The 11,760-nt window shown below is 49.9% G+C and carries 12 protein-coding genes and 1 pseudogene; 10 read left to right on the top strand and 3 right to left on the bottom strand.

Annotation, left to right across the window (positions count from 1 at the left end; all coding sequences use genetic code 11):
* The first annotated feature begins 4 nt into the window (after nucleotides 1-4).
* Both EL633_RS23800 and EL633_RS23795 read left to right on the top strand, forming a co-directional pair.
* Complete coding sequence (locus EL633_RS23800) at nucleotides 5-1,060, top strand: Gfo/Idh/MocA family protein (protein ID WP_161982384.1); 1,056 nt, start codon at nucleotides 5-7, stop codon at nucleotides 1,058-1,060.
* Nucleotides 1,061-1,540: 480 nt separating this feature from the next.
* On the top strand, nucleotides 1,541-2,956 hold the full coding sequence (locus tag EL633_RS23795; protein ID WP_126629785.1) for a right-handed parallel beta-helix repeat-containing protein: 1,416 nt from the start codon (nucleotides 1,541-1,543) through the stop codon (nucleotides 2,954-2,956).
* A gap of 518 nt (nucleotides 2,957-3,474) precedes the next feature.
* On the opposite strand, the gene EL633_RS23790 is transcribed toward EL633_RS23795, so the two are convergent.
* Nucleotides 3,475-4,485, bottom strand: a complete 1,011-nt coding sequence (locus EL633_RS23790; RefSeq protein WP_126629784.1) for an LLM class flavin-dependent oxidoreductase — start codon at nucleotides 4,483-4,485, stop codon at nucleotides 3,475-3,477.
* Nucleotides 4,486-4,695: 210 nt separating this feature from the next.
* On the opposite strand from EL633_RS23790, the gene EL633_RS23785 reads away from it, so the two are divergent.
* Nucleotides 4,696-5,562: a helix-turn-helix transcriptional regulator gene (locus EL633_RS23785; RefSeq protein ID WP_126629783.1), complete on the top strand. Its 867-nt coding sequence runs from the start codon at nucleotides 4,696-4,698 to the stop codon at nucleotides 5,560-5,562.
* A gap of 297 nt (nucleotides 5,563-5,859) precedes the next feature.
* The gene (locus EL633_RS23780; RefSeq protein WP_126629782.1) at nucleotides 5,860-6,669 is read left to right on the top strand and encodes a GNAT family N-acetyltransferase; all 810 of its coding nucleotides are present in this window, start codon (nucleotides 5,860-5,862) and stop codon (nucleotides 6,667-6,669) included.
* A gap of 387 nt (nucleotides 6,670-7,056) precedes the next feature.
* Here the strand turns inward: EL633_RS23780 and EL633_RS23775 are convergent, their stop codons facing one another.
* Nucleotides 7,057-7,275 carry a helix-turn-helix domain-containing protein gene (locus EL633_RS23775; RefSeq protein WP_126629781.1) on the bottom strand — a complete coding sequence of 73 codons (219 nt, stop codon included), beginning with the start codon at nucleotides 7,273-7,275 and terminating at the stop codon, nucleotides 7,057-7,059.
* Nucleotides 7,276-7,480: 205 nt separating this feature from the next.
* Here EL633_RS23775 and EL633_RS23770 point away from each other — a divergent pair, with 205 nt between their 5' ends.
* From EL633_RS23770 to EL633_RS38385, 5 genes and pseudogenes are all read left to right on the top strand, one after another.
* A complete protein-coding gene (locus tag EL633_RS23770; protein WP_126629780.1) occupies nucleotides 7,481-7,729 on the top strand; it encodes a hypothetical protein in 249 nt (82 codons plus the stop codon).
* Nucleotides 7,730-7,830: 101 nt separating this feature from the next.
* Nucleotides 7,831-9,141 carry an NF041680 family putative transposase gene (locus EL633_RS23765; RefSeq protein ID WP_126627163.1) on the top strand — a complete coding sequence of 437 codons (1,311 nt, stop codon included), beginning with the start codon at nucleotides 7,831-7,833 and terminating at the stop codon, nucleotides 9,139-9,141.
* Complete coding sequence (locus EL633_RS23760) at nucleotides 9,128-9,766, top strand: hypothetical protein (protein WP_161982383.1); 639 nt, start codon at nucleotides 9,128-9,130, stop codon at nucleotides 9,764-9,766. Before EL633_RS23765 ends, EL633_RS23760 begins: the two co-directional genes overlap by 14 nt.
* On the top strand, nucleotides 9,750-9,875 hold the full coding sequence (locus EL633_RS37895; RefSeq protein WP_281275926.1) for a hypothetical protein: 126 nt from the start codon (nucleotides 9,750-9,752) through the stop codon (nucleotides 9,873-9,875). The genes EL633_RS23760 and EL633_RS37895 overlap by 17 nt, the downstream gene beginning before the upstream one ends.
* Before the next feature lie 288 nt (nucleotides 9,876-10,163).
* A pseudogene (locus EL633_RS38385) lies at nucleotides 10,164-10,385 on the top strand (IS1634 family transposase); the annotation flags it as partial.
* A 20-nt stretch (nucleotides 10,386-10,405) separates the two neighbouring features.
* On the opposite strand, the gene EL633_RS37890 reads toward EL633_RS38385, so the two are convergent.
* Nucleotides 10,406-10,534 carry a hypothetical protein gene (locus tag EL633_RS37890; protein WP_281275925.1) on the bottom strand — a complete coding sequence of 43 codons (129 nt, stop codon included), beginning with the start codon at nucleotides 10,532-10,534 and terminating at the stop codon, nucleotides 10,406-10,408.
* Between the two features lie 588 nt (nucleotides 10,535-11,122).
* Here EL633_RS37890 and EL633_RS23750 point away from each other — a divergent pair.
* Nucleotides 11,123-11,491 (top strand): hypothetical protein, encoded by a 369-nt coding sequence (locus EL633_RS23750; protein WP_126629778.1) that lies wholly within the window; start codon nucleotides 11,123-11,125, stop codon nucleotides 11,489-11,491.
* Nucleotides 11,492-11,760 lie beyond the last annotated feature (269 nt).

The following is an 11,760-nucleotide window of genomic DNA, read 5'->3' as shown; positions in this document are numbered from 1 at the left end:
CTATATGGTTGCGACAAATCATGTCATACGCTGGGGAGTCATAGGCTGTGGGCAGATTGCCTATGACAAAGTCATGCCTGCATTAGCACAGGCAGCAAACGCACAACTGGTCGCGCTCTCTGATCCCGATCACAGTCGCCTTGAGCAAGCCTCCAAAACGTATCCTGATGCCAGGTGCTATACACACATGGAAGATTTGCTCAGGGATGCAGATGTTCAGGCTGTCTATATCGCCACACCCAACTTTCTCCACGCCTCCCAGACCATTGCCGCGGCTGCGGCCGGGAAACATATTCTGACGGAGAAGCCAATGGCCCTGACTGCTGAAGAGGGACAGCAGATGGTAGATGCTGCCGAACGGGCAGGAGTCAAACTCATGGTGGCCTATATGACCTTGTTTAATCCTTCGTATCAGATGGCAAAGTTGCTGATCGGGACAGGAGCCCTGGGGACAATTACCGCGGTCCGTGGGCGTCATTCCTATGTGATCCAACCAGAAAGTGTCTCTCCTGCGGCTGCCTGGCGTCTTGATCCACAGCATGGCGGCGGACCACTCATGGATGTCGCGGTCTATTCCATTTTCACGTTGCGTGATCTGGCTAGCTTATCGATACAACACCTTTCTGCAACTGGGACGGTACGCCAACTTCATGGCAAGACAGAATATGATACGGTGCTCTGGACATTCCTCTCAAAAGAAGGTATTCCTGGAGTCATCGAGGCGTCATTTACGTTTAGCTCGTCATATATTGAATTAGAAGGAACGCAGGGACGTCTAACACTCACCGACCATATTAGTCAGAAAACCCAGGGGCATCTTCTGGTAGATCTCTGGCTCCCTGGCCAGCAAGAGATCGCGGAACATATGGTCCATAATGTGGTGCCAGCAGGACTACCACACTATTATAACTATTTACGGGAAGTAGAACACTTTAGCACGTGCATCCTTACCAATACAGACCCCATTGCAACGGGAAACACTGCTCTTCATGAGATGAAAGTCGTAGACGCAGTGCGTACGTCCCTCCGCACGGGACAGGCAGTCCAGATTTCAGCATAAACCAATCTATCTTGTCCTGAGAACCATTTCCTGTGAGAGGTGCAAGCGCTACTGGCGTACCCATGAGCAGCACGCACCCCTCTCCATTCAATCCGAGGCTACAGACGCTACAAAGAAGCACACAACAACGCTCTAAACTTTTTGGTACTTTCCTTGACAGGCACATCCTCTTCTCTTATACTTTTAAATATGAAATGGTGTTTCACAATATGAAAAGCGCACGCGGGAAATAGGAATATTCAACCAAACACCGTCTTTATCATTTGAATATTCAAGGAATCCTTCCCAGGACTTCACGTCATCATAAATTATACATGACGGCATGTCCTTATGGGATACTGCCAATAGGATCGGCAGTTGTTGTGATCCCGGGGAAACATCATAGAGACCAGCCTGTGTGGAACAGAAACGTTGTTTCAAACACCATATTGTCACTCGTTTTGTCATTGTCGACATCCCATCATGGATGAAGGAGAAAACATGAAAAACCGTAAGGACGTCTACACACGTCGAGCTGTGCTAGCAACGCTGGCGAGCGGGAGTCTGGGCTTAACGGCCTATGCACTTCTATCCCATACCGAGAGCACACTGGCCCTTTCAGCAAATAGTCCTCATAAGCAATACTATATCAAGGCCGGCGCCTCTCCAAAAAACGACGGACTCTCTCCCAATCGCCCTTTTCCAACTATTCAGCAAGCCGCTGATCTCACCAATCCTGGTGACACCGTCTATATCATGAATGGGACCTATGGTGAAACTTCAAGCGAGGGTGCAGCCGTCATCACCCGTTCTGGTGCTCCCAACGCGTATATTACCTACAGGGCATTCCCAGGTCATCATCCCAAAATCCATGTCTCACCAGCCGCATGGAATAGTCTACTGGTAGAAAGTGCCTCCTATATCACGATCGCTGGCCTTACCATCGAAGGCAATAGCGCCAGCTATACCTATGACGAGGCCCTTGCCAACCAGAATACAAAAAATCCAAAGTATAATGCCAATGGTATCGGTGTACGCCCTACGAATGCGACGGCCCCCATTCCTCACCACATTCGCATTATTGGAAATGTTGTGCATCATTGTCCTGGTGGCGGTATCTATACCGATAGAGCCGACTACATAACAATGAAACGCAATATTGCCTATTCCAATGCCTGGTATAGTGTCTATGCCAATAGTGGCATTTCAGCATTCCACTTCCAGAACACCGATCAGAAAACTGGCTACAAAAACTTTGTGCTGCAAAACATCTCCTTCGATAATCAGTCCTATATTCCCTGGACAGTAACGCACAAAATCTCTGATGGCAATGGTATCATTATCGATGATACCAAAAATAAGCAGATTCAAGGCGTCCCTTATGTTGGGCGCACCTTCGTTGCCAATAATCTCGCATTTGAAAATGGCGGTTCGGGCATCCATGCTTTTAGTAGTGAAAATGTCGATATCATTAATAACACTGTCTGGAATAATGCTCGCAGCCCGGAACTTACGTGGGCATCTTTGTTCGCCAGCTCGAGTAACAATGTGAATATCTTCAACAATATCGCCGTCATTCGACCTGGCAAACCAACCAACGACACATCCAACAACACCAATGTTATCTACGATTACAATATTTATTATCATGGGAACGTTCCAGCCCAGATGGGTGCACACGATCTCATTGCGGATCCGCTCTTTATTCATCCCAGTTCTCGTCTAAACGAAGCAGACTTCTCTTTACGACCTCAATCACCGGCCCGCGATAGTGGTACATCCCATCTAGCCCCTAATGTCGATATCACAGGCTCACGACGACCAGTAGGAAAAGGCTTTGATCGTGGAGCATATGAGGGATTATGCTCAGTACACGGTTGGGACAGCATTCAGCAGTGGAGAGAACAAGCCTTATAACAGCCTATTGATCCTGGCCACATCTCAGGAATAGATGACCATTTCACTGAAGATGGATTCATCTTCAGTGAAATAGACAGAAAACAGGTACGCAAAGCATTTTAAGTGATGACGCTCTAGTGCTTTGCGTATTTCCAATTTTTTCATCTCAAGAACACGTCGCTCGTTCCTCTCGATAGAGACCTGGCCATTCTCGCTCAAAGAAAGGTGAGTACAACAATTCTGGCAAACTAAGGGCTTGATGTTCGCACAGCGATGCATCACAACGCAGATTGAACACAGCATCCTAGTGAATTGGCTGAAATCAGGTCCTTACACATTCAGCCAAATTACCATGAATATATAGGAAGCAGGGACTCTGCTAATGTAGTCTGGAGACACTTATGGCACCGCATGATTACAAAATTTTGCAGACAGTTGGCTTGTGTCATGGGCAAAATTCTCCCAACCGTTAGATATGATACATGTATTTTTGTTCGCTCTCTTCTTCATTGCTTTTCTCTGCCTGCTGATGGTGGTCATGCTTGGAGAGAGCCGATGAGATGGAGTAACTGCTCTCGTTCATTGGCCTCGTCACGAATGGGAACCAGATGCAGCATCAGTTCATCCAGTCCGCTCATCAAAAGTTCTTCCAGACGATGGCGCACGGTTGACTCTGCCCCACTCACCACCAACGTTTGTGCCAATGCATCTACTTCCCTTTCCTCTCCATCTATCGCCTTAGGAAAGCCTGCTTTCGCGAACATGCGAGCGTAAGGACCGAAGCGTGTCGCTAGTTGCACCCCTTGACGTGCTTTTGCCTGAACTTTTGCCTCATCAGTGCTCAGCGCAACTCGTACATGTGCAATGACTGGAGGCGTAGGGCGGTTCTTCGTCTTAGCTCCGGCACGCAGCGCGGGGAGTGCCGATTCCAACAAATAGGGAATTGGGCACATCCAGGAAATCGCGCCATCAGCGATCTCGCCTGCCAGTTTGAAGGCTTTGGGGCCAACTGCCGAGGTAAGCAGAGGGACCGAAGCTGTCCGTGGAGTTGTTGGCCCATAGGCATTCCGAGAGCTATGTTCCACATTGAAAAATGCTCCGTGATAGGAAATGGCTCCATCCCCTAAAACGCCGCGCAGAATCTCTAGGTATTCTTTGAGATACGGCAGAGGCGCAGTTTGCGATAAACCATACCAGTCCTCGATAAGCATCGGGTTGCCAGGACCAATCCCTAGCCGCAAACGCCCAGGGGCAACATCATGCACGGTAAGTGCCTGCTGCGCCATCACCAGGGGGTGGCGCGGATAGGTAGGAATAATCGCCGTTCCAAGTCTGATCCGCTCAGTGTGCGTGGCGACTACCGCGAAGAGCGTCAAAAGGTCGGCGTTTCCCGCACCCTGCGCCCAGACTTGTTGAACACCTGCCTGCTCCGCCCTCCGTATCTTGGTGAGGGCATCTCTGCTATCGGTCGCATCGACAAATATCCCAATGCGATCATGGAGAGGGCGTGGAGTATCAGCGATGGGAGGATGATCTGCTTGTTGCATCTTGGATTCTCTTCTTTCCTGTGAGCAAACTTTTTCTCGCTCTCATTTGACTGCATATCTCTGTGGCATCTGGACTCTCCCGTCTGCCAGGGCTATTATTGCGCAATATTGCCGTCGAAACCAGGAGTGTGTTGTATCATAGGTGTAGGAAGTAACAGTTTTCGGTATCATGTGTTGTAACTGGTGAGAGCAATGAGGGACATAGGCAGTATGACAGAGCATGTGAAACGCCGAGCGGGGCTGGCAGATTTTTTGCGAACCCGTCGCGCTCGTCTGCACCCAGAGCAGTTTGGACTCTCGACGAAACCTTCGCGGCACACCCCTGGGCTTAGACGAGAAGAACTTGCACAACTAGTAGGAGTGGGCATTTCCTGGTACACCTGGCTTGAACAAGGTCGCAATATTCAGGTCTCCAGTCAAGTTCTCGAACGCCTTGCGGACATCTTGCAATTGAATGAGGAAGAACGTTGCCATCTGTTTACCCTGGCACGAGGTCCAATGCTGTTGTTGGAGACACAGGAACAGGAGATCCAGAACTCGGCATACCAGGCAATTCTTGATGCCATGGGCATCTGCCCGGCATACCTGCTCGATCGACGTTTGAATGTGATCGCGTGGAATGAAAGTGCTTGCCGGGTCATTGGCAACTTTCCTCGCCGTTCAGAGCGAGAACGCAACGTGGCCTGGTTTACTTTTGTGCTCTCCTCTTCACGAAAACGCTTCGTCCATTGGGAACGTGCGGCACGCAGTTGCATCGCGCGCTTCCGTGTGATGAGTGACCAGTGCCCCGATGATCGATGGTTAGCAGAGCTGATTGCCGATTTGCAACAGGCCAGTCCAGAGTTTCGCGCCTGGTGGCCCCAGCACAACATACGCTTGACATGTAACGGCTCTGGCGAAATCCATCACCCGCTCGTCGGCTCACTTGCGTTACAACAAACCATCCTCGCGGTTCCCGAGCGACCTGATTGGCAGATGGTGGTCCATACACCCCTCATGAAAGCCGATACAGCGGCCAAACTAGAAGCGGTAATGAGAGGGGAAGCCCATCTCTACTGGCAAGATGAGACAACATAGTTACGCCCTCTTTGGTGTGTGCTTGCCCCTCGTGTACACGTTTCAGACTCGTCGTGGCAAGACTCTCATGAGGAAGGAGCGCAAGGCTGCGAGGCGCAAGGGAGGTGTTGTCTGCTTCCCTTCTGCTTTGATGTAGCGGAGGGGGCCGCAGTTAGTTGCAGCGTTGAGCCAGCAGACGAGGATTGAAATTGCACGAGGTGGACGGGGTAGAAAAGTCTCACTGTCGAACGCGAATAGGACTTGTGCCTCTCTGACAAGCAGTAAGCAAAAAGTAAGAGAAAGGGATTTCCCACATTTATGGGCAAAATGTTACAAAGCATCAATCCATCAAGCATTCCAGCTGCCATAGACGCTAGTATGATCACTTATAAGAGTTTTTTATGTACCTCCTCACACGGACAACTTCACCAAGAGCCGAATCTGCTCTGGACGGAGTCCGGCCTTGTCAATGCTGTTCTTTACACAAATCTGCAACAGGATACACTTCCCTCTACGATTGAGCGCATCCGTAATCACTTTGCGCAATGCAATCATGGTTTTCAGTGGCACTTGGGACCTTCATCGCGCCCAAAGAACTTTGGTGATATCCTGCTCACACACGGACTGAGGCATGATGAAGATGAGCCGGGCATGGCCGTAGATCTGCAAATACTGAATGAAGATATTCCACTCAACTCAAATATCACGATTCTTCCGGTTACTGATCATGCGTTGTTGGAACAATGGATTCGTGTCTGGTTGTTCCCAGTACCAGAAGAGATTGTACGCACATGTATTGCTAGCTATACACGTGTACCGCTTGGTTTGGCTAGTCCTCTGCAGTTCTACCTGGGTCTACTGGATGGGAAGCCAGTGGCGACTGTTTGTGTTTTTTATGATGGGAATGTGGCAGCCATTCATTATGTTGTCACACTTCCAGAAGTGCGGCAGCAGGGGATTGGTGGCGCAATGACCATCATGGCAGCACGTGCGGCACGGTCGAAGGGCTATCGAGTCGCGGTACTTACCGCCTCGCCATTCGGCATCAATATCTATCGCCGCCTGGGTTTCCGTGAGTATTGCACGTTCAGCACGTATGAATGGAGCCCGGAGGAAAAGCAGCTTTAGGCAAAGAGACATCTCTGAACTTCCAATGCTTATTGGCGCCGATGTTCGGGCGAGGGTTGAAACGTTTGCGGTCGGATCAGTAACCGTCGTTGTTATTGTGTTGCGCCTGCCAGTTAGGATTGGCGAGGATTGAAACACTGATAGCTGCTGTTTATCCAGCATGGTGGGTGTATGTGACTGGCCGGATCGCCGGAGTGGGTATGATGTGTGAGCCAGAAAGGTGCGTCTGGGTAGTCGGTGGGCGTGGTTTCGGAAATAATTAAACACCCACAACTCTTAACCAAAGCACTTTTGATTGTCTCAGAAAGCCAGCGAGGACGGGAAGGTGATACCCGATCCGAGGTCACACGCGCACGCTGCAGATGAATGTGTGATGCTAGGAAACTGTCACATGTTGATATCTTGCCTGTGATCCGACACAATCAAGTCCCCAGGCGCAACGCCCAATGCGCAGGCAATCTTTTCGAGTTCAGTCAGATCCACGCGGAGCACATTGTTGTTCCAATAACGATTTAAAAGTTGTTCTGTTACACCACTTTTGAGAGCTAGCGCATTTTGCCTCATGTTTTGCTGCTGTGCGATTTCCTTGATGCGTAATCGTGCCATGGAGTGCCCCCTTGCCTGTCTTTCTCAGATGTTCTTATCATACCATCTGATTATTGAACATGTCTATTCATGTATTATCATATTGACAAGTTCGTTAATTTAAGTGTATTCTAGGTATGATGTTTTAGGGGTATGAAATGTATATATCGCCTACACTACATATAAGCGGACTGTTATTTCCTAATGTCTCAAGGAGTGGTGGAAGATGGACAAAGCAGCGAGGATTTTGTTTGACATTGATGGACCTCTAGCAATGAAGAATGAAGAGGTGCTCGTGCGATTATACGCGCAGTACTTGCATCTCGATATCTCGGAACAAGAGCTAGAGTATGTGACTTCTATACAAGCTTTTAAGCGATTGACAGGAGTACAAGCTTTCAAAGCAGCCGCAGGAACAGTAAAGTACGAGTACCTTTTAGAGTTACTCGTATTTTTACCCGAACATTTAATTTGACGTTTAAACTAATTTAGACAAAAGGCCCCCAACCTTGCGGAGGGCGGCCTGATCAAGTAAAGTTTCGATACTAAATCAAACAAAAACGGAGCTTTACTTGTATGAACCTTAACACATTGAGACGCTTTCGTCACGAGATCTATGATTGTTGTGAGCGAGCCAAAGATGCGCTCTTTACGACCATGGATGCCCTGATCACCCAAACCCAGGCTCGTTCGTTGCCCGAATTGTCGCAAGATCCTCGCTTCCAACGGCATTGGTCGAGTGTCTACGAAGCCTTTGAAGATGGGCGCATTGATCGCAAGCGGTTGCAAGAGGTTTTTGTGCGCTATCTGCCCGCGCCCCCGCAGGGCCGTCGACTCTGGATTGGGATTGATGCCAGCAGTATCGCTCGACCAGCGGCTCGTACCTCGGCGGATCGGACGGCCCAACCGGTGCACAATCTGCCCAAGAGCAAGCAAGCGATCACCTACGGTTGGCAGTTCTCGACGGTGGTAGCCTTGCCTGAGCAACCCAGCAGCTGGACCTACCTGCTGGACCAGCAACGCATCGCTTCCTCGACCACTGCCATTGAACTGGCATTCACGCAACTTTCGGAATTGGCGCCGCAATTGCCAGTTCACAGTATCGCGGCGCTGGATCGTGGATATGATTCGACTTGGCTGTGGTGCCGCTGTAGCACTTTGCCAGTCGGTGTGCTGGGCCGTCTGAAGTGCAATCGTCGCTTCTATCGACCGGCGCCCCCACCAACGGGAAAGCGAGGAGCGCCGTGCAAAGATGGGGCGATCTTGCAACCCAAAGATGAAGCGACCCATGGCGAGCCAGATGGAAAGGCGGAATGCACCGATCTGAAAGGTCGTCCTGTTGAGATCAGCTGGTGGAAGCATCTGCATGTCAAGGAGGCACGGTGGCTGGAACTGAGTGTGATGCGTGTGCTGCGACCACATGCTACCAACCAGGAGCGCGATCCGCGCATCAGCTGGTTTGTCTGGATTGGCGATCCCAATGCAGATCTCGCCGACATCGCGTTGGGCTATGCACGGCGCTTTGGTCAGGAACACGGCTATCGCTTTGACAAACAGGCATTGTTGTGGGAGAAACCGCGTTTGCGTACTCCCGAGCAATTTGAACGCTGGAGCCAGGTGGTCGCGATGGCGCATAACCATGTGGTGGTGGGTCGAGATTTGGTGCAAGCGCATCTGCACCCATGGGAAAACAAGCAGCGCCCACCCACGCCACAACAAGTGCGACGCGGGTTTTCCAAATTGTTGGTATGTTTGGGTACCCCTGCCAGATCGCCACAAGCACGCGGAAAAGCGAAAGGCCGGATCAAAGGAGCCACGATACGCAAGGCGAAGCGGTATGCACCAGTTCGCAAGACGCCGAAAGTGCCTCAACTTGTTCCATCCTGATGCAGATGTGCGCACCAACATCGATCATCTTTCTTTGAACGGAACTTCTCTTGAAGTTCTGGTAGGACGGATTAGTTTAAACGTCAATTTAATGCAGGCAGAAATTACTGAAGATGCATTGAAGGGGGTGATGCAACTGGTACAGTATCAAAAAAACGTTGGGTACTGTACCGCACGAAGAGGCAATACCCAAAGCTGGACTTTAGAGGTGCAGAGAGTAACGCAAGTGTGGTTGCACAACCAGGGATTCCCTCATCCTGAGAACGTACTGTTTTGTGAGGATTCACGGGAAAAGCTACAAGCTATCGCCGGTTTACTGATAGAGCAGCCAGAGCCGATCATTTTGATAGATGATCTGTATGATCGCCTTATTGCCCACTTTGGCACGTTAGATGCGCATGAGCAGGCTGTATTATCCCGATATTTTGTATTGGGAGCTTATGGCGTGCAAGACGTCCCGAAAGCTCCGTTTCGTGTCATCCCGTTTGCGGACTGGACAGAAGTTGATAGATTTCTAGAGATGCTGCCAGGCAGCAGCTACCCTAGCAAGGAGGGTCTTACCCATCATGGTCGACAAGAAAGGCAAAGACGAGAAGAAGGACGAGGGAATGTCCGAGTATATTGATAAAGTCATCCTGAATCCCAATTTGGAGAAAGAGCTGAAAGAAACCGGCAGCAAATATACGATTCCCAATACGCCGCAGCCGGGCAAGGATGACAACAAGAAAAAATAGAAATACTCCCTATGCGCTGATCTCATAGACTTCTGTCTCGAACGAGGTAGTCATAGACTGTGCCTGTCTCAGTGCCCCCGGCAAAGGTGGTTGTGCTGACAAGTTTGCCGATGGTCACGTGGGGAAAATAGCTCTCTTGCCATGAACCACCCGCTTAAAAGCGGGGGCGTGCAACCAGACGAAAGGCTGTTTGCACGCCGGACATGACCAGACTCAGGCTTGAAATACAGCCTACGTTAGGAGCGAAATGAGGTACGGCTGAAGTGCGAGGCTAGCTCCAACCTCTAGCGAGCACGCTTAGCCGAAACCGCGCAAACCATCCCTGATCAGGCCCAAAAGCCGATGGCTCGTCCAACTATGCGGTGGGTATTCCAGTGTTTTGAGGGCATTGAGTTGCTCCATATTCACTCCTCTTCCTCTTCTCACACGCTAGTTCTACGCCTTCAAACAACTCACCGCCTCATCTTATCCCTCTTGGGACCTTGCTATGAAAAAATCGATCTTTCCTCTGGGGTGATTACCTCGTTTCGTTATGGAAACTGCTGTTTTGACTGTGTTTCTGTTCCTGGAGTAGGCGTGTCAAGATCGAGGTCGGCAAAGTAGTCCAGCAACAAGCGGCGCGTGAAGCTGTAGCCCCCACTAACGCGCCGTAGAAGCATACGGGCGGTCGCATCCTCCAGAAACGAGACGGTGTTGCAAGAAAAAAGGTGCAAAGCCCAGAGCCAGAACCGAAGCGTATAGTGTTGGGGGAACTGCAAGTAGCCCTATACGCCACGTGTCAATGAGAAAATGAAATGATCACTTTTTTTCGTGGTGGCCTGGGGAGAAAGAGGGATGGTGAGAAAGGGAGGGAACGTGGGTAGGGAGAGGATGGAGGCTGATGGAGACAAGAGAAGGAGCGCTCAAAAAGCGAAGAAAAAAGCAACCCAAAGAAAAATGGAATTGACTGTGCCTGGCTCCCTATGTAATTGTTTGATCGATAGATAAGATGGAGATGTGAACAAAAAGTGAGATGGGTGAGAAGAGCTGAATGTTGCTCTTTCTTTTTTTTGATGCAATAGATGTATAATTGGTGTATGGATGGAAGAGCGTTGCTGTATGGTGTGATGGAGGTGCATTCCTGCGAGCTAGTTGAGGCGGAATGGGAAACATTGAAGGCCGGGACATGTGGAAAGGGGAACGGGTATGGATATCAACGGGCGTGAGTCAAACTATAGCATGACATGGACATGAAGGAGACTATCACCGTGAAACTATCGATTCTCTCTCAATGGTTGCTTGGCCTTGCAGGAATTGTGGTGATTCTGTGGGGTCTCTCTCAATGCTATCCTATTATCTCAACAGGGACACTGGTGACCAGTGGACCGTCAGTTGCCTATTACTTCACACGATTAACATATCTTCCATGGCCCAGCCTTGTGTTGTTTGCCCTACTCTATGAGGGATTGGGGTATATCAGTATTGGCGTTTTATTTTTAGGATTGAGTACGTTGCGTGCGGGTAGCGCGTATTGGAGTCTCCAAATAGCGCTATGGCTTGGGAGTATCGCTCTTTGGCGTTTCTTTCTGGGACGGGTGTCTATGACAATCTGTGGCCTTTCCACACCTCACCCATGATGCTATTGCCGTGGCTTGGTGGCGCACTACTGTGTTCTTTCGTTCTTACCGGCCTGCGCGGTCATATCAAGCGTTTCTTTCAGCAGGTGTGAAACTATGTGGCAACCTCGAGAGATAGACGTGATATATGGAGAGAAGAGCATTGTTTTCATGAGGTAGGTGATGGAGGTGTGTAAAGTACCCAGTAAAAGAGACACTCTTATAAGAAAATGAAAGGTGCCACATGTAACTGATGTACTTGAGCATACTGTAACGGTGAACAATTTCCC

The organism is Dictyobacter alpinus (assembly GCF_003967575.1).
Lineage (GTDB): Bacteria > Chloroflexota > Ktedonobacteria > Ktedonobacterales > Ktedonobacteraceae > Dictyobacter > Dictyobacter alpinus.
This window is presented reverse-complemented; position numbering and strand designations above follow the sequence as displayed.